The sequence below is a fragment of the Pseudomonas sp. S9 genome, from assembly GCF_000222125.1.
GTDB classification, from domain to species: Bacteria; Pseudomonadota; Gammaproteobacteria; order Pseudomonadales; family Pseudomonadaceae; genus Aquipseudomonas; species Aquipseudomonas segetis.
Genome location: NZ_AFFX01000005.1, coordinates 332,809 through 351,127, shown reverse-complemented (window position 1 = coordinate 351,127; position 18,319 = coordinate 332,809). Strand labels below are relative to the sequence as shown.

At 56.0% G+C, this 18,319-nt stretch carries 15 protein-coding genes and 2 tRNA genes; 1 reads left to right on the top strand and 16 read right to left on the bottom strand.

Annotated features, from left to right (window positions below; all coding sequences use genetic code 11):
* Positions 1-103 precede the first annotated feature (103 nt).
* The 11 genes from infB to rlmE form a co-directional block, all read right to left on the bottom strand.
* Positions 104-2,605: a translation initiation factor IF-2 gene (infB, locus tag PSES9_RS0112995; protein ID WP_010487554.1), complete on the bottom strand. Its 2,502-nt coding sequence runs from the start codon at positions 2,603-2,605 to the stop codon at positions 104-106.
* Positions 2,606-2,630: 25 nt separating this feature from the next.
* Entirely contained in the window at positions 2,631-4,112 is a 1,482-nt protein-coding gene (gene nusA, locus PSES9_RS0112990; RefSeq protein WP_010487553.1) for a transcription termination factor NusA, read from the bottom strand.
* 47 nt (positions 4,113-4,159) lie between these two features.
* Positions 4,160-4,618, bottom strand: coding sequence for a ribosome maturation factor RimP (gene rimP, locus PSES9_RS0112985; protein WP_010487552.1), 459 nt, complete (start codon positions 4,616-4,618; stop codon positions 4,160-4,162).
* 133 nt (positions 4,619-4,751) lie between these two features.
* Positions 4,752-4,828 (bottom strand) — tRNA-Met (locus PSES9_RS0112980).
* 98 nt (positions 4,829-4,926) lie between these two features.
* Positions 4,927-5,012, bottom strand: a tRNA-Leu gene (locus PSES9_RS0112975).
* A gap of 10 nt (positions 5,013-5,022) precedes the next feature.
* Entirely contained in the window at positions 5,023-5,406 is a 384-nt protein-coding gene (secG, locus tag PSES9_RS0112970; protein WP_010487551.1) for a preprotein translocase subunit SecG, read from the bottom strand.
* Between the two features lie 3 nt (positions 5,407-5,409).
* Positions 5,410-6,165, bottom strand: coding sequence for a triose-phosphate isomerase (gene tpiA / locus PSES9_RS0112965; protein ID WP_010487550.1), 756 nt, complete (start codon positions 6,163-6,165; stop codon positions 5,410-5,412).
* 64 nt (positions 6,166-6,229) lie between these two features.
* Positions 6,230-7,567, bottom strand: coding sequence for a phosphoglucosamine mutase (glmM, locus tag PSES9_RS0112960; protein WP_010487549.1), 1,338 nt, complete (start codon positions 7,565-7,567; stop codon positions 6,230-6,232).
* A gap of 20 nt (positions 7,568-7,587) precedes the next feature.
* The gene (gene folP / locus PSES9_RS0112955; protein ID WP_010487548.1) at positions 7,588-8,439 is read right to left on the bottom strand and encodes a dihydropteroate synthase; all 852 of its coding nucleotides are present in this window, start codon (positions 8,437-8,439) and stop codon (positions 7,588-7,590) included.
* 159 nt (positions 8,440-8,598) lie between these two features.
* Positions 8,599-10,524: an ATP-dependent zinc metalloprotease FtsH gene (gene ftsH / locus PSES9_RS0112950; protein ID WP_010487547.1), complete on the bottom strand. Its 1,926-nt coding sequence runs from the start codon at positions 10,522-10,524 to the stop codon at positions 8,599-8,601.
* A gap of 241 nt (positions 10,525-10,765) precedes the next feature.
* Positions 10,766-11,389 (bottom strand): 23S rRNA (uridine(2552)-2'-O)-methyltransferase RlmE, encoded by a 624-nt coding sequence (gene rlmE / locus PSES9_RS0112945; protein ID WP_010487545.1) that lies wholly within the window; start codon positions 11,387-11,389, stop codon positions 10,766-10,768.
* A gap of 101 nt (positions 11,390-11,490) precedes the next feature.
* Between rlmE and yhbY the strand changes: the two genes are divergently transcribed.
* Positions 11,491-11,802 (top strand): ribosome assembly RNA-binding protein YhbY, encoded by a 312-nt coding sequence (gene yhbY, locus PSES9_RS0112940; RefSeq protein WP_010487543.1) that lies wholly within the window; start codon positions 11,491-11,493, stop codon positions 11,800-11,802.
* Positions 11,803-11,851: 49 nt separating this feature from the next.
* Here the strand turns inward: yhbY and PSES9_RS0112935 are convergent, their stop codons facing one another.
* The 5 genes from PSES9_RS0112935 to dapB form a co-directional block, all read right to left on the bottom strand.
* Complete coding sequence (locus PSES9_RS0112935; protein ID WP_029529540.1) at positions 11,852-12,253, bottom strand: hypothetical protein; 402 nt, start codon at positions 12,251-12,253, stop codon at positions 11,852-11,854.
* Between the two features lie 43 nt (positions 12,254-12,296).
* The gene (gene greA / locus PSES9_RS0112930; RefSeq protein WP_010487541.1) at positions 12,297-12,773 is read right to left on the bottom strand and encodes a transcription elongation factor GreA; all 477 of its coding nucleotides are present in this window, start codon (positions 12,771-12,773) and stop codon (positions 12,297-12,299) included.
* Complete coding sequence (gene carB, locus PSES9_RS0112925; RefSeq protein WP_010487540.1) at positions 12,770-15,991, bottom strand: carbamoyl-phosphate synthase large subunit; 3,222 nt, start codon at positions 15,989-15,991, stop codon at positions 12,770-12,772. Before carB ends, greA begins: the two co-directional genes overlap by 4 nt.
* Positions 15,992-16,029: 38 nt before the next feature.
* On the bottom strand, positions 16,030-17,178 hold the full coding sequence (gene carA / locus PSES9_RS0112920; RefSeq protein WP_010487539.1) for a glutamine-hydrolyzing carbamoyl-phosphate synthase small subunit: 1,149 nt from the start codon (positions 17,176-17,178) through the stop codon (positions 16,030-16,032).
* A 218-nt stretch (positions 17,179-17,396) separates the two neighbouring features.
* Positions 17,397-18,200 (bottom strand): 4-hydroxy-tetrahydrodipicolinate reductase, encoded by an 804-nt coding sequence (gene dapB / locus PSES9_RS0112915; RefSeq protein ID WP_010487538.1) that lies wholly within the window; start codon positions 18,198-18,200, stop codon positions 17,397-17,399.
* Between the last annotated feature and the right edge of the window lie 119 nt (positions 18,201-18,319).

Below are 18,319 nucleotides of genomic sequence, written 5' to 3'. Positions count from 1 at the left end.
ACCTAATTACCCGCCTGAGGCCACATAAGCATCAGACTCAAAAGCGGCAAACGCCCGGCCGTGCTTGAGCAGGGCCGGGCGTTGCATGTTGCAGCAGGCTGCCTTACAGGCTGCGAGCCACCTGGACTTTCTCGTACACTTCGATCTTGTCGCCGACCTTGACGTCGTTGTAGCTCTTGACGCCAATACCGCACTCCATGCCGTTACGCACTTCGGCCATATCGTCTTTGAAGCGACGCAGCGACTCGAGTTCGCCTTCGTAGATCACAACGTCGTCACGCAGTACACGGATTGGACGGTTACGGTAAACAACACCTTCAATAACCATACAACCGGCAATGGCGCCGAACTTAGGTGAACGGAACACATCACGCACTTCGGCAGTACCGAGGATATTCTCGCGAACATCGCTGCCGAGCATGCCGGTCAGGGCCTTCTTGACGTCTTCGATGATGTCGTAGATCACGTTGTAATAACGCATATCCAGCGACTCTTGCTCGACGATCTTGCGCGCACCTGCGTCGGCACGCACGTTGAAGCCGAACAGTACCGCGTTGGAAGCCAGCGCCAGGTTGGCATCGCTCTCGGTGATACCACCGACGCCGCCGCCAACCACACGCACTTGCACTTCGTCGTTACCCAGGCCGCTAAGCGAGCCTTGCAAGGCTTCCAACGAACCACGAACGTCAGACTTGAGGACGATGTTAAGCGTCTTCTTCTCTTCCTGGCCCATGTTCTCGAAGATGTTTTCCAGCTTGCCTGCGTGAGCACGCGCCAGTTTCACTTCGCGGAACTTGCCTTGACGGAACAGAGCCACTTCACGGGCTTTCTTCTCGTCAGCAACAACAGTCATGTCGTCGCCAGCTTCAGGTGTACCGTCGAGACCGAGGATTTCAACCGGAATCGAAGGACCTGCTTCCTTAATCGATTTGCCGTTCTCGTCGATCATGGCGCGAATGCGGCCGTAGTTCGAACCGACCAGAACCATATCGCCCTGACGCAGCGTACCGTCCTGTACCAGCACGGTTGCAACTGGACCGCGACCTTTATCAAGGCGCGATTCAACCACTACACCGCGACCTGGAGCCGACGGAGTTGCCTTGAGTTCCAACAGCTCGGCCTGCAGCAATACCGCTTCAAGCAGCTCATCGACACCAGTACCTTCTTTAGCCGAAACCGGCACGAATTGAGTGTTGCCACCCCACTCTTCCGGCACAACTTCACGGCCTGCAAGGTCGTTCTTGATACGATCAAGATCAGCGCCCTGCTTGTCGATTTTGTTGACGGCTACAACCAATGGAACGCCAGCAGCTTTAGCGTGCTGAACAGCTTCCTCGGTTTGTGGCATTACGCCGTCGTCGGCAGCAACAACCAGAATCACGATGTCGGTCGCCTTGGCACCACGAGCACGCATTTGGGTAAATGCAGCGTGACCCGGAGTATCGAGGAAGGTCACCATGCCACGATCGGTTTCTACGTGGTAGGCACCGATGTGCTGGGTGATCCCGCCGGCTTCGCCAGAAGCCACCTTGGCACGACGAATGTAGTCGAGCAGCGATGTCTTACCATGGTCAACGTGGCCCATTACGGTCACAACCGGCGCACGAGAGATGGATTCACCGTCGTACTTCAACGATGCGGCCAATTGCTCTTCAAGTGCGTTATCGCTGACCAGCTTGACCTTGTGGCCCAGCTCTTCGGCGATCAACTGGGCAGTTTCCTGGTCCAGTACCTGGTTGATGGTCACCGGAGTGCCCATCTTGAACATGAACTTGATGACTTCAGCGGCTTTAACCGACATCTGCGCAGCGAGTTCGCCAACAGTGATGGTTTCGCCAATGGCAACTTCACGAACAACAGGGCCCATCGGGCTCTGGAAACCGTGCTGATTGCGTTTTTTCAGTTTCGACTTGCCACGACCACCGCGACGGTGACCATCGCTCTCCTCGTCGACTGTACGAGGCGCAACGCGTGGAGCCGGTGCTTTCTCTTTAACAGCTGGACGATGCGAACCGGCCTTACGCTCGGCACGACGGTCATCGTCATTGCGTGTTTTATCTGGACGACGAGGCTCGTCTTTCTTGCGCTCTTCAACCACCGGAACATCGACCGGCATCGGAGTCGCAACAGGCTCAGGCACTTCAGCTGCGGCAGGCGCAGGCGCGTCAGCAACAGTTGGCGTTGCCGTAGGAGCATTCTTGGCTTCTTCGGCAGCTTTACGCTTGGCTTCTTCCTCAGCTTTCAGGCGAGCAGCCTCGGCTGCAGCACGCTGCTCTTCGAGCTCACGCTGCTTCTCGGCTTCGATCTCTTCAGCGCTGCGCTTAACGAAGGTTTTCTTCTTGCGCACTTCAACACTGATGGTCTTGCTGCCAGCTACACGTAGCGTGCTGGTGGTTTTGCATTGCAGAGTAATCTTGCGCGGCTCTTCAGCCTTTTTATCGCCGTGACTACTCTTGAGATGAGCAAGCAATGCTTGCTTCTCGTTATCGGTGACAACTTGCTCGGCACTGCTGTGCGGCAATCCCGCCTCACGCATCTGCTGCAGCAGGCGCTCTACCGGTGTGTCGACCACTTGGGCCAGTTCTTTCACCGTGACTTGCGTCATGCACTTCTCTCCTCAGGCCGTAAAACTACTCGAACCAATGGGCTCGGGCGGCCATGATCAGCTTGCCGGCACGATCTGCGTCGATGCCGTCGATGTCGAGCAGGTCGTCAATCGACTGCTCGGCCAGGTCTTCGCGGGTAACCACACCGCGTACTGCCAGTTCCTGGGCCAGGCCTTTTTCCATACCCTCTAGCGAGAGCAGGTCTTCGGCTGGCTGGGCGTCTGCCAGTTTTTCTTCTGTAGCGATGGCGCGAGTCAGCAGGCGGTCTTTAGCCCGCGAACGCAGCTCATTGACGATTTCTTCATCAAAACCGTCAATGCTGAGCATCTCTTCCATCGGTACATAGGCGATTTCTTCCAGGCTGGTAAAACCTTCTTCAACCAGCACCTGCGCCAACTCCTCATCAACTTCCAACTCATCGATGAAGCGCTGCAGAATATCGCCAGTCTCTGCCTGTTGTTTCTCTTGGATATCCGCCTCGGTCATCACGTTGAGCGTCCAACCAGTCAGCTGACTTGCCAAACGCACGTTCTGACCGCCACGCCCAATTGCTTGAGCGAGGTTGTCTTCGCCGACGGCGATGTCCATGGCATGGGCATCTTCGTCGACAATGATTGCAGCAACTTCGGCAGGAGACATCGCATTGATAACGAACTGCGCAGGATTGTCATCCCACAGCACGATGTCGACACGCTCACCAACCAATTCACCAGATACCGCCTGAACGCGTGAACCACGCATACCAATACAGGCGCCTTGCGGATCAATACGCTTGTCTTTCGAGCGCACTGCAATCTTGGCGCGCGAACCCGGATCACGGGACGCGGCCATTACTTCAATCAACCCTTCGGCGATTTCTGGCACTTCAATGCGGAACAACTCGATCAGCATTTCAGGCGCAGTACGCGAAAGGATCAACTGGGGACCACGGTTCTCGGTGCGAATTTCCTTGAGCAGTGCACGCAGGCGCGCACCGACACGGAAGGTCTCACGCGAGATGATATCTTCGCGAGCCAACAGCGCTTCAGCATTGTTGCCCAGGTCGACAATCACGTTGTCGCGGGTCACTTTCTTGACCGTACCCGAGACGATCTCGCCCAGACGCTCGCGATAGGCTTCAACTACTTGAGCACGTTCTGCTTCGCGAACCTTTTGCACTATGACTTGTTTTGCAGTCTGTGCAGCGATGCGACCGAATTCAATCGACTCAATCTTCTCTTCAAGCACGTCACCGACTTTGGCGTCGGATTTCATTGCCTGCTCCATATCTGGAGTCAGTTGATGTGCCGGATCATCCAGCTCTGCATCTTCAACAACCGTCCAACGACGGAAAGTCTCATAGTTGCCAGTGTGGCGATCAATCGCTACACGCAAGTCGACTTCGTCTTCGAATCGTTTTTTGGTCGCCGTGGCCAAAGCCAACTCCAGCGCTTCAAAAATCACACCGGCCGGTACACCTTTTTCGTTGGATACCGACTCAACAACCAGCAATACTTCTTTGCTCATCGTACGCCTCGCCTTTCGCAATCCATTGGATCCGCGGGATCCGCGTCTCAATCAAACCTAGGGATAATGTTGGCCTTGTCGATCATATCGATCGGCAAAAGGAATTCATGATCATCAACCTGCACCACGACATCCTGCTCTTCAATACCGCGCAGAAGGCCTTGAAAGTTACGGCGCCCTTCGAAAGGCGAACGCAGCTTGATTTTTACTTGTTCACCGGTGAATGCAGCAAACTGCTCCAGGGTGAAAAGTGGTCGATCCATACCTGGAGATGAAACTTCCAAGGTGTATTCAGCCGTGATCGGATCTTCTACATCCAGAACACCACTGACCTGCCGGCTTACTTTCTCGCAGTCTTCGACGAGAACACCATCGGCATGATCAATATAAATTCTTAGCAGCGAATGCCGCCCCTGAGACAGAAACTCAATGCCCCAGCACTGATAGCCGAGTTCCTCGACTATCGGGGCCAGCAAGTCCTGCAACTGTTCTAGCTTGCTCGACACTCGAACCCCTCGCGCATGCTGTGCAAATAAAAAATGGGCGAAACGCCCATCCATTTAGCTTACCTCTTCGCAAGGCAAGTAAAGCTGTCTCTCAGCTAGCAAAAAGCCCCTTGGAAAGGGGCTCAGCTACTACTGGTTGCGGGAGCTGGATTTGAACCAACGACCTTCGGGTTATGAGCCCGACGAGCTACCAGACTGCTCCATCCCGCGTCAAAGGTGGGGGCCGGATTATACGGCTGAACCTTGCTACGGGTCAACCAGAGCCCCATCGACAAGAAAGCCCGCATGTAGCGGGCTTTCTTGAAAATTGGTACCGAGAAGGGGACTCGAACCCCTACACCCTATGGGCACAACCACCTCAAGGTTGCGTGTCTACCAATTCCACCACCTCGGCAAATTACGTTTTACTGCTGCTCTGGAGCTTGAGGTACATCAGCGGCCTTATCGACTGCTTGCGGCTCTTCGAGCACCGGCACATCTTCAACTGCCGGTTTGGTCTGAGGCGTTTCCAAGACTGCCGGATCTGGCAAACCTACCTGGGTCAACGCATCAGCTTTTTCATTAGCTAAGTAGCCTAAGCCCAAGCTAGTTATGAAAAAAGCGGTGGCGAGTATAGCAGTAACTTTACTCAAAAAGGTAGAGGAACCTTGGCTACCGAATACAGTAGCTGAAGCGCCCGAACCAAAAGATGCACCCGCATCGGCACCTTTGCCCTGCTGCAGCAAAACCAGCACAACAACGCCAATAGCGCCCAACAGATGAAGTACTACTATGACTGTTTCCAGCATTTTTCAGTTTCCCGCGGCGCGACAGATCGCACCGAATTCATCCGCATTCAGAGAGGCTCCACCTACAAGCCCCCCATCGATATCTGGCATGCCGAATAACTCGGCTGCATTGGCGGCCTTGACACTGCCGCCATATAAAATTCTTACGCCGCGAGCTACTTCAGCGTTTTCTGCTGCGAGCTGTGCGCGTATCGCCGCATGCACGCTTTGCGCTTCATCCGGCGTAGCCGTCAAGCCGGTGCCAATTGCCCAAACAGGCTCATAAGCGATCACAGCCTGGGCAAAAACCCCAACCCCCAGCGACTCAATAACACTATCAAGCTGGCGACTGACTACTTCCAGCGTCTTGCCTGCCTCACGCTGCTCGCGGGTCTCCCCCACACACAGGATTGGCGTCAAGCCACATGACTGAGCCGCTGCAAACTTGCGCGCCACGGCTTCATCAGATTCACCCAGCAACAAACGCCGCTCGGAGTGCCCAACCAAAACCATCTTGCAACCCGCATCATGCAACTGGCTCGCAGCCACTTCACCTGTCAGCGCGCCTTGCAATGGCTCATACGCACAGTTCTGCGCACCTACAACCATCGACTTACCAGCCAGACCTTCAACAACCTGGCTGACGTACAAACAAGGTGGAAACACCGCGACATCCACGCCAGTCGACAACGCCAACTGACGAAGACCCTTGATCAGCTCTGCGACGCTGGCGCGGGTACCGTGCATTTTCCAGTTACCAGCTACCATGGGGCGACGCATGCAATACCTCGTCGATCAAAGAGGGCGCAGATGATACCCAGCGCGGTCGTGACTGGCAAGCTGTTCAACCACATACTTGTGCAACAATTTTAGATAATTCATCGGCATAGCCGCGAACCAGGGCTTCATCCTCACCCTCGACCATGACTCTAACCAGCGGTTCCGTACCCGATTTGCGCAGCAAAACGCGCCCACGGCCTGCCATTTCCTCGATCACGCGCGCGCAGGCATCCTTAACCAATGGATCCTGCAATGGATCCACACCACCCTTGAAGCGCACATTAATCAAGACCTGAGGGCATTTGCGCATACCTTGACGAACTTGCGCCAGCGGCTGTCCACGTCGACGCACAGCGAGCAATACCTGCAAGGCAGCGATAATGGCGTCCCCGGTCGAGGTGTGCTGGAAACACACAATATGACCCGAGTTTTCGCCACCAAGCACCCAATCGCGCTCAAGCAACTCGGCAATCACATAGCGGTCACCGACATTGGCCCGCTCAAATGGAATATTCAGCTCGGAACAGGCCAGCTCAAGCCCCAGGTTACTCATCAGCGTGCCGACCACACCACCCTGTAGCTTGCCCCGCTCCTGCAGGTCACGGGCGATGATAAACAGCAGCTCGTCACCATCGACCAGAGCACCTGTGTGATCAACCATCAATACGCGATCAGCATCGCCATCGAAGGCAATGCCCAAATCAGCTTCACGGGCTACCACCTCAGCCTGCAGTGCTGAAATATGGGTGGAGCCACAGTTGTGGTTGATGTTCAAACCATTTGGCTCGGCTGAGAGCGTGATCACTTCCGCACCCAGCTCACGAAACACACTCGGCGCAACCTTGTAGGCTGCACCATGGGCGCAGTCGAGCACCACCTTGAGCCCTGCAAAGCTGGTGCTGCTGGGCACACTGCTCTTGCAGAATTCGATATAGCGCCCAGCGGCATCATTGATTCGCGACACCTTGCCCAACTTGGCGGATTCAACCACCGTCATTGGCGTATCCAGCAAATCCTCGATCAACTGTTCGACTTCATCTGGCAGCTTGGTACCCTGCCCCGAGAAAAACTTGATGCCGTTATCGTCGTGCGGATTGTGCGAAGCGCTGATTACGATGCCCGCATCGGCATGAAATGTACGTGTCAGATAGGCAATAGCCGGGGTCGGCATTGGCCCGAGCAGCATTACATCGGCTCCGGCAGCAGAAAATCCCGCCTCCAGCGCCGACTCGAACATATAACCTGAGATACGCGTGTCTTTACCAATCAGGATGCGGCACGCCCCCTGCTTGCGAAAGGCCATGCCAGCCGCCCAGCCAAGCTTGAGCATAAAGTCAGGAGTAATGGGATAGTCACCCACACGGCCACGAATACCATCGGTGCCAAAATATTTACGTGCCATAAATCGTCTTCCCTAAATAGTTATTCTGCAGCCTCAACCGCAGTAATCATCCGCACAACATCAACTGTTTCAGCGACATCGTGTACCCGCAGGATATGCGCGCCCTTGGCAACAGCGAGTGCGGCCAGCGCCAGGCTGCCATGCAAACGCCCATCGACCTCGTGCCCTAGCACCCGACCGATCATACTCTTGCGCGAAACGCCCACCAGCAGAGGGCGCCCCAAAGCATGCAGCGACTCCAAACGCTTGAACAAACCCAGGTTGTGCTCAAGGGTCTTGGCAAAGCCAAAGCCAGGGTCCAGCAACAGTTTATCCTGGCCGATACCAACTGCCGCGCAAGCGGCCATGCGCTCAAGCAGGAAGCCCTCAACCTCGGCAACCACATCAGGATATTGCGGGTTCTGCTGCATGGTCGTCGGCTCGCCACGCATATGCATCAGACACACTGGCAAACCTGTTGCAGCCGCAGCCGCCAAAGCACCTTCACGCTGCAATGAGCGCACATCATTGATCAAGCCTGCGCCCAGGCGCCCTGCCTCGATCATAACCTGCGGGGTTGAAGTATCGACCGAAATAATCACATCCAGCTCGGCCGCAACAGCCTCAACCACCGGCGCAACGCGTTCGAGCTCCTGCTCGACAGAGACAGCCTGCGCTCCGGGGCGAGTTGACTCACCACCAATATCGATCAGCGTAGCGCCTGCGCGCAACATTGCCTCAGCGTGACGCAAGGCTGCATCTCGCTGGCTGAAACGCCCGCCATCTGAAAACGAATCCGGCGTTACATTGAGAATACCCATCACCTGGGTGCGAGTCAGATCAAGAAACCGGCCACCACAAGGCAGCGGGCTAAATTTGTGTTTTAGCGTCATGTATAACCCGAAAACCCCGCGAGCGATTCAAGCCAGGCATTTTACCCAGCCTGCATCAGCGAGCAAATTTTCCTGACCAGCAAAACAAAACGCCGGAATACCCCTCATCGAAGTATTCCGGCGCTATAAACCTAACCGCTATGAAACAGCAACCGAGTCTTAGACTTCTGTTGCGGGTCCACCAATCGGCTTCTCAGGTGTATCTGGCTTGTTATCCGCGCCCAGGGACGGATCAACTGGCGTACCTGCATCACCACCGCCTGTCCAGTCACGAGGCTCACGTGGAGTACGACCACTCATGATGTCCTCAATCTGATCGGCGTCGATGGTCTCGAACTTCATCAGCGCCTCGGCCATCGCCTCGAGCTTGTCACGGTTTTCCTCAAGCAATCGCTTGGCCGTGTCGTAGCAGCCATCAATGATGCTGCGAATTTCCTCGTCAATCAGCTTGGCCGTATCGCCCGAAACGTTGCTGCCCTGGCTGCCCATGCTGCGACCCAGGAAGACTTCACCTTCTTCCTCGGCATACATCAGCGGCCCAAGCTTCTCCGACAAGCCCCACTTGGTCACCATGTTCCGCGCCAACTGCGTGGCACGCATGATGTCGTTGGAAGCGCCGGTGGTAACGCCATCAAAGCCCAGTGTCATTTCTTCGGCAATACGACCACCGAACAACGAGCAGATCTGGCTGATCAAGGCACGCTTGCTCAGGCTGTAGCGATCTTCCTCGGGCAGGAACATGGTCACGCCCAAGGCACGACCACGCGGAATGATCGAAACCTTGTAAACCGGGTCATGCTCAGGCACCAGGCGACCCACGATGGCGTGGCCAGCCTCATGGTATGCCGTGTTGAGCTTTTCTTTATCCGACATGACCATGGTTTTGCGCTCTGCGCCCATCATGATCTTGTCTTTGGCCAGCTCGAATTCCTTCATTTCAACCAGGCGCTTGCCAGCTCGCGCAGCAAACAGCGAGGCTTCGTTGACCAAGTTGGCCAGATCAGCACCGGAGAAGCCTGGAGTACCACGGGCAATAACCGCAGCATTGACATCTTCCCCCATTGGCACTTTGCGCATGTGCACCTTGAGAATCTGCTCACGACCGCGAATGTCCGGCAAGCCCACGACCACCTGACGGTCGAAACGACCTGGGCGCAGCAAGGCAGGGTCGAGCACATCGGGACGGTTGGTCGCGGCAATCACGATGATGCCGTCATTCATCTCAAAGCCATCCATCTCGACCAGCAACTGGTTGAGCGTCTGCTCGCGCTCATCGTGACCGCCACCCATGCCAGCGCCACGGTGACGACCGACCGCATCGATCTCATCGATAAAAATGATGCACGGTGCGTGCTTCTTGGCCTGTTCGAACATGTCACGAACACGCGAGGCACCCACACCGACAAACATCTCGACGAAATCAGAACCGGAAATGGTGAAGAACGGCACCTTTGCCTCACCGGCAACAGCCTTGGCCAGCAGGGTTTTACCCGTACCCGGCGAACCGACCATCAGTACGCCGCGCGGAATACGTCCGCCAAGACGCTGAAACTTGCCCGGGTCACGCAGGAACTCGACTAGTTCACTAACCTCTTCCTTGGCCTCGTCGCAACCGGCAACGTCAGCAAAGGTGGTTTTGACCTGATCTTCGGACAGCAGGCGTGCCTTGCTCTTGCCAAAGCTCATTGGCCCGCCCTTACCGCCGGCACCGCCTTGCATTTGGCGCATGAAGAACATGAACACAGCGATGATGACCAGAATCGGGAAGCTGGCGACCAGCAACTGGGTCCAGATGCTCTGGCGCTCAGGCTGCTTGCCCACGATATCGACCTTGTTGTCGATCAGGTCCTTGATCAGGCCATTGTCCTGAATAGCCGGACGCACGGTTTCAAAGGAGCTGCCATCGGTATGCACGCCGCTGATTATGTAGCCATCAACAGTTACGCGCTTGACCTCGCCCTCTTGAACCTGCTGGATAAACTCAGAGTAATTGAGCTTATTCGACTCGTTCGGACTCGAAAAATTATTCATCACGGTCACAAGGACAGCCGCGATGATCAGCCACAAGATCAGATTCTTTGCCATGTCGTTCAATTACCTACCCTCTGAAGCAAGCCCGTGCGCGAGCATGCCTCGCATGACGACCAGTTATGTACCGATCTAACTTACTACACAACGCGCCTTTCTTGCAGGCACTGTCTGTAACCCTTTATGAGCCGCCAACAGCGACTCGCGAAAACCCAATCCGTAAACCCTTGTAATACCTGGGTTTGGTTAAGACTGGCAAGCCCGACCTAGGTTTCATAGCGCCAGTCTCTCAAGCCGATTAATTACCGCGATAGCCACGCCCGAGCAGGTACTGCTCGCGCGAACGGTCACGCGAAGACAACGGCTTGCGCATTTGTACCTTTTCAAACATCTCGCGCACTTGCTTGTGGTATGCATCAAAACCTTCGCCCTGGAAGATTTTGATCAAGAAATCACCGCCAGGCTTGAGCACGCGCGCGGACAAATCCAGAGCCAGTTCGCACAAATACATTGCACGAGCCTGATCTGCAGTCCTTACCCCACTCATATTGGGGGCCATATCCGAAATCACAAGGTCTACCGGATTATTACCGATGGCATCGAGGATCTGCGCAAACACATCGTCCTCGGTAAAGTCACCCTGAATGAAGGTCACATCAGGGATGCTGTCCATTTCCAGGATATCGGATGCTATCAAAGTGCCCTTGTCGCCAATCACCCGACTGGTCACCTGCGACCAGCCACCCGGCGCCGCACCCAGATCGACCACAGTCATGCCCGGACGCAGGATTCGATCCTTTTCCTGGATTTCCAGCAACTTGTAGCTGGCACGCGAGCGATAGCCGTCCCGTTGCGCCATTTTGACGTAGGGATCATCGAAGTGTTCTTTCAGCCAACGCTGGCTGGTTTTGGAACGCGCCACGTGGCACCTCTAATAACAATCGTGAATTTCTGGGCGAGCATTACAGCGCTCGGGTAAACTGGGCGCCATATTTTCACCAGATCAGACGCAGGGATCAGATTATGCCGCTCACTCAAGAGCAGAAGAAACAGTACAAGTCTATCGGCCACCACCTGAAACCGGTAGTAATGATTGCCGACAATGGTTTGACCGAGGGCGTCTTGGCCGAGCTAGAACGCGCGATTAACGACCATGAACTGATAAAGGTACAGGTTCGCATCACCGAACGCGAAAGCCGCATCAGCGCAATTAATGAGCTATGCAAGTCAGCTAACGCCGAATTGGTGCAGATCATCGGCAAAATGGCGTTGATCTACCGCAAAAATCCAAAAGCGAATAAAAACCTGTCGAACGTCAGCCGCTTTCAAGGTTGATGCATAGAGCCCGGTTGCCCACCGCAGCCTGCGGTGGGTGGGTAGAACCTCACCCACCCTGCCTGGCAGGCACCGGCTGCAGCACCAGCAGCAAGCCACAGAATGCCAGCACCATGTAGTTGAACAGCTGCCAGCGTGGCGCCTCCAGCCCGAGCCAGTGCACGCCAAAGTAGCCAGAAACCATCAGCATTGTCGTCAGCAGCAATTGCCCGCGAATATCGCGCCACAAGGCAGGCAAGCCCAGCGCTGCCACCAGCACAAGCGCCTGCAATCCAGCACAAACTGCCGCCAACCCCAGCAGCAATGGCTTGAGCGTCGCCGCCAAATCATCGACCAGCAATGGCGCCAGCCCCAATTTGCTCAGCGCGGGCAACACCAGGAACTGCAGCAACCAGATACCGCCGACCCAGAAGGTCTGGGCGATCAACCAACTGATCGCCCCCGCACTCAGTCGCGAAGCAGCCCCTTGCGGCACTGCACGCGCATCGCCCGACTTAAATATGACGGACTTCGACAATTTCGTACTCAATCAAGCCGCCAGGTGTCTTGACCACGGCCACATCACCTTCTTCCTTGCCGATCAAGGCACGAGCGATAGGCGAACTGACCGAAATCTTGCCCAGCTTGATATTGGCCTCGTCATCACCAACGATCTGGTAGGTGACGCTTTCGTCAGTTTCGCAGTTTGCGATCTCAACCGTAGTGCCGAAGATTACCTTGCCGGTGTGCGCGATGGTGGTGACATCGATAATCTGTGCGTTCTGCAGGCGGCCTTCAATATCACGAATACGCGCTTCAACCATGCCCTGCTGCTCGCGAGCTGCATGGTATTCAGCGTTTTCCTTGAGGTCCCCCAGCTCACGCGCCGTACCGATGTCTTCACTCAGCTTGGGGCGCACGACCTTGGTCAGGTGCAAATGTTCTTCTTCCAGGGCGCGCGCGCCCTGGACGGTCATTGGGTATTTTGTCATGCCTTGATTCCTGCATGGAGATCCTGCAAGCGGCGCACGGTCTTCTCGGGACCAAACTTCAGCGCTTCACAGATCGCCGCACCCGCCGCCAGGGTGGTTGTGCAGCAAATCCGGTGTTGCAGGGCGTTACGACGGATCGAGTAGGAGTCAGCAATAGACTGACGCCCCTCAGTGGTATTGATGATCAAGGTAACTTCATCGTTCTTGATCATATCGACAACATGCGGACGACCTTCGGTCACCTTGTTGACGCGGCGCACAGGCAAGCCTGCAGCCTCGATCACTTTAGCAGTCCCGGCAGTGGCCACAACCTCGAAGCCCAGCGCAATCAGGTCACGTGCAACATCAGCCGCCTGCGGCTTGTCATCATCACGCACGCTGATAAAGGCACAGCCAGAGTTTGGCAGGATTTCACTGGCACCCAGCTGAGCCTTGCCGAAGGCTTCGCCGAAGCTGTCACCAACGCCCATCACTTCGCCAGTGGACTTCATTTCCGGGCCAAGGATAGGGTCGACACCCGGGAACTTGGCGAATGGGAAGACCGCTTCCTTGACGCTGAAGAACGGCGGAATGATTTCCTTGGTGAAGCCGATCTCGGCCAATGTCTTGCCCGCCATTACCCGGGCAGCCACTTTAGCCAGCGACTCGCCGATGCACTTGGAGACGAACGGCACGGTACGCGATGCACGCGGATTCACTTCGATGACAAAGATGTCTTCGCCCTGCACAGCCATCTGCACGTTCATCAGGCCGACCACGTTGAGTTCGAGGGCCATTTTCTTGACCTGATCACGGATCTCGTCCTGGATGTGCGCAGGCAGCGAGTACGGCGGCAGCGAGCACGCCGAGTCACCGGAGTGAACACCGGCCTGCTCGATGTGCTGCATGATTGCGCCGATTACCACTTGCTCACCATCGCTGACCGCATCGATATCAACTTCGATTGCGCAGTTGAGGAAGTGATCAAGCAATACCGGGCTGTCGTTCGACACCTGAACCGCTTCGCGCATATAACGACGCAGCTCGTCTTCCTGGTAGACAATCTCCATGGCTCGACCACCCAATACATAGGATGGACGCACCACCAGCGGATAACCGATGGCTTTCGAGGCCGCAAAGGCTTCGTCTTCACTGCGCGCAGTGGCATTTGGCGGCTGACGCAGGTTCAGGCGCTCAACCATTTGCTGGAAGCGCTCACGGTCTTCAGCGCGGTCGATGGCATCCGGGCTGGTACCAATGATCGGCACGCCAGCTTCTTCAAGGGCACGGCACAGCTTCAACGGGGTTTGCCCGCCGTACTGCACGATGACGCCTTTAGGCTGCTCGACACGGACGATTTCCAGCACGTCTTCCAGGGTCACTGGCTCGAAGTACAGGCGATCAGAGGTGTCGTAGTCGGTCGATACGGTTTCCGGGTTGCAGTTGACCATGATGGTCTCGTACCCGTCTTCGCGCATCGCCAGGGCCGCATGTACGCAGCAATAGTCGAACTCGATACCCTGGCCAATACGGTTTGGACCGCCACCCAGGATCATGATCTTGTCGCGCGTCGACGGATTCGCTTCGCACTCTTCCTCGTAGGTCGAGTACATGTAGGCGGTGTCGGTGGCGAACTCGGCAGCACAGGTATCAACCCGCTTATACACCGGCAGCACTTTGAGCTTATGGCGGTGGCTGCGCAGGTTTTTCTCGGTTACACCCAGCAGTTTGGCCAGGCGCGCATCCGAGAACCCTTTGCGCTTGAGCTTGAACATCACATCACGGTCGATGCTGGTCAGCCCCTGGGTCTTGATCCGCTCTTCATCCTTGATCAGGTCTTCGATCTGAACCAGGAACCATTCATCGATATTGGTCAGGGCAAAGACTTCTTCAACTGTCTTGCCCGCACGGAAAGCATCACCGATATACCAGATGCGATCCGCACCCGGCACTGTCAGCTCGCGCTTGAGCGTGCCTTCGCTTTCCGGGTCCTTCAGGTCCAGCTTGGGATCAAGCCCGACGACACCCACTTCAAGGCCGCGCAAGGCTTTCTGCAGGGATTCCTGGAAGGTACGGCCAATCGCCATGACTTCGCCCACGGACTTCATCTGGGTCGTCAGGCGCGCGTCGGCTTTCGGGAATTTCTCGAAAGCAAAACGCGGGATCTTGGTCACGACATAGTCGATAGCCGGCTCGAACGAGGCAGGCGTACGACCGCCGGTGATGTCGTTCGACAGCTCGTCGAGGGTGTAGCCGACGGCCAGCTTGGCAGCAATCTTGGCAATCGGGAAGCCAGTAGCTTTCGAGGCCAGAGCCGAGGAACGCGACACGCGCGGGTTCATCTCGATCACGACCATGCGGCCAGTGTTCGGGCAAATACCGAACTGAACGTTGGAGCCCCCGGTTTCCACGCCGATTTCGCGCAGGACAGCCAGGGAGGCGTTACGCAGAATCTGGAATTCTTTGTCGGTCAGGGTCTGTGCCGGCGCCACGGTGATGGAGTCACCGGTGTGCACGCCCATAGGGTCAAAGTTTTCAATGGTACAGACGATGATGCAGTTGTCCTTTTTATCGCGGACAACCTCCATTTCGTACTCTTTCCAGCCGATCAGGGATTCATCGATCAACAGCTCGCGGGTCGGCGACAGGTCCAGGCCCCGGGCGCAGATTTCTTCGAACTCTTCGCGGTTGTAGGCAATACCGCCACCGGTGCCGCCCATGGTGAAGGACGGACGAATGATGCATGGAAAGCCAACCTTTTCCAGCACCGCGTAGGATTCTTCCATGCTGTGCGCGATACCGGAAACCGGGCACGCCAGGCCGATGTCTTTCATCGCCTTGTCGAAGCGCGAGCGGTCTTCTGCCTTGTCGATGGTGTCGGCATTGGCACCGATCATCTCAACGCCGAATTTTTCCAGCACGCCGTGTTTTTCAAGATCCAGCGCGCAGTTCAGTGCAGTCTGGCCGCCCATGGTTGGCAGCAGCGCATCCGGACGCTCCTTCTCGATGATCTTGGCCACGGTCGACCACTTGATCGGCTCGATATAGGTGGCGTCAGCCATCGCCGGATCGGTCATGATCGTCGCTGGGTTGGAGTTCACCAGGATGACCCGGAAACCCTCTTCTTTAAGCGCTTTACAGGCTTGAGCACCCGAATAATCGAACTCACAGGCCTGGCCGATAACAATCGGGCCAGCGCCGAGGATAAGGATGCTTTTTATATCAGTACGTTTTGGCATTTTTACTCACTCGAATCCGTTGGTCACAGTCAGCAGGCTTAGCGGCGCTTGGCCATGGCTTCGATGAAGCGGTCAAACAGAGGCGCGACGTCGTTCGGGCCCGGGCTTGCTTCGGGGTGGCCCTGGAAGCTGAACGCGACCTTGTCGGTACGCTCGATGCCCTGCAGCGTGCCATCAAACAACGATTTGTGAATCGCCCTGACGTTAGTTGGCAAGGTCGCCTCGTCCACAGCAAAACCGTGGTTCTGGCTGGTGATCATCACAACCCCGGTATCGAGGTCCTGTACCGGGTGGTTAGCGCCGTGGTGGCCATGGCCCATTTTCAGGGTCTTGGCGCCCGAAGCCAGGGCCAGCAGTTGGTGACCGAGACAGATACCGAAAACCGGGATTTCGGTTTCCAAGACTTCCTTGATCGCCTGGATCGCGTAGTCGCAAGGCTCTGGATCACCCGGGCCGTTGGACAGGAACACACCATCAGGATTCATTGCCAACACTTCGCTGGCTGGCGTTTGCGCCGGCACAACAGTCACACGGCAGCCGCGAGCCACCAGCATGCGCAGGATGTTCAGCTTGACGCCATAGTCGAAGGCAACCACGTGATAAGGCAATTCACTGGCAGGCACTTCAGCGTGGCTGTCGGTTTTCAGGTTCCAGACGGTTGAGCGCCATTCGTACTGCTCGGTGCAGCTCACCACCTTAGCCAGGTCCATGCCCTTCAGGCCTGGGAAACTGCGCGCCAGCTCCAGGGCTTTTTCCTCGGTGGCATCGTCGCCAACCAGGATGCAGCCATTTTGCGAGCCCTTTTCACGCAGAATACGGGTCAGGCGACGGGTATCGATATTGGCGATTGCGACAGTACCGTTTTCTTTCAAGTAATCAGGCAGCGATTGCTTGTTGCGCCAGTTACTGGCGATCAGCGGCAGGTCACGAATAATCAAACCAGCAGCCCAGACGCGGTTCGACTCGGCATCTTCCGGCGTGGTGCCGGTGTTGCCGATATGCGGATAGGTCAGGGTTACGATTTGCTGGGCATAGGAAGGATCTGTAAGGATTTCCTGATAGCCGGTCATGGCGGTGTTGAAAACCACCTCTCCAATTGTGTGGCCGTCGGCACCGATGGCCTCCCCACGAAAAATGCTGCCATCAGCAAGGGCCAAAATGGCAGCTTTAGGGGCTGGCTTACTCAAGAAAACCTCCGAAAATCAAAGCTTGAAGCAAACGCAGATTGTAAAAAAGCGGGATGACGTGTGAACCGTCATCCCGCTTTTTTTATGAATTCATTCTGCGTAACTTTTAGTGGGCACACTAAAGCAGAAAGCTTACAGGAAACTGCATTTTTGGTCCACCCAACTTGAGCTAAAAACCTCAGGATACAGTCAACTTTTTGCCGACCCCGCCAAAGCGCCTAGTTAAGCTCCAGAACATCCTGCATATCGTAAAGTTTTGCCGGCTTGCCCTGCAGCCACAAAGCTGCCCGAACGGCGCCCTTGGCGAAGGTCATGCGGCTGGATGCCTTGTGGGTAATCTCGACACGCTCGCCTTCTGCGGCAAACAGGACCGTGTGGTCGCCCACCACGTCACCGGCGCGCACAGTGGCAAAACCGATGGTTTCACGATCACGGGCACCCGTCTGGCCTTCACGACCATAAACGGCAACCTTCTGCAGATCACGCCCCAGCGCACTGGCGACAACCTCGCCCATGCGCACCGCAGTTCCAGAGGGTGCATCCACCTTGTGCCGGTGATGCGCCTCGATGATCTCGATATCAACCTCGTCACCCAGCACCCGCGCTGCGGTGTCGAGCAGCTTCAGGCACAGGTTCACACCCACGCTGAAATTTGCCGCGAACACAATGGGAATCTGCTTGCCCGCTTCGCTGAGCAATTGCTTTTCTTCGACGCTGAACCCGGTAGTGCCGATGATCATCGCCTTACCGGCCTGGCGGCAGATTTCGAGGTTTTTCAGGGTGACCGTTGGATGGGTGAAATCGATCAACACGTCGAAATCATCAACGACACTGCTCAAGTCGCCAGACAACTGCACGCCGATCTTGCCCAATGCAACCAATTCGCCGACATCAGCGCCAACCAGACTACTATCCGGACGATCGACAGCAGCACTCAGGCTAGCGCCATCAGCCTGCGACACCGCTTCAATCAGGGTTTTACCCATACGCCCGGCGGCGCCCATCACAGCAATACGTTGCATATCCAACCACTCCAAACTGAAAACCTACGAGCCAGCACCTGCGCGGATGCGGCTCAAACGAAAAAGCCGCTTAACCCGCAGTTTACTGGGTAAACCTGCACATTAAGCAGCTTTTTCAA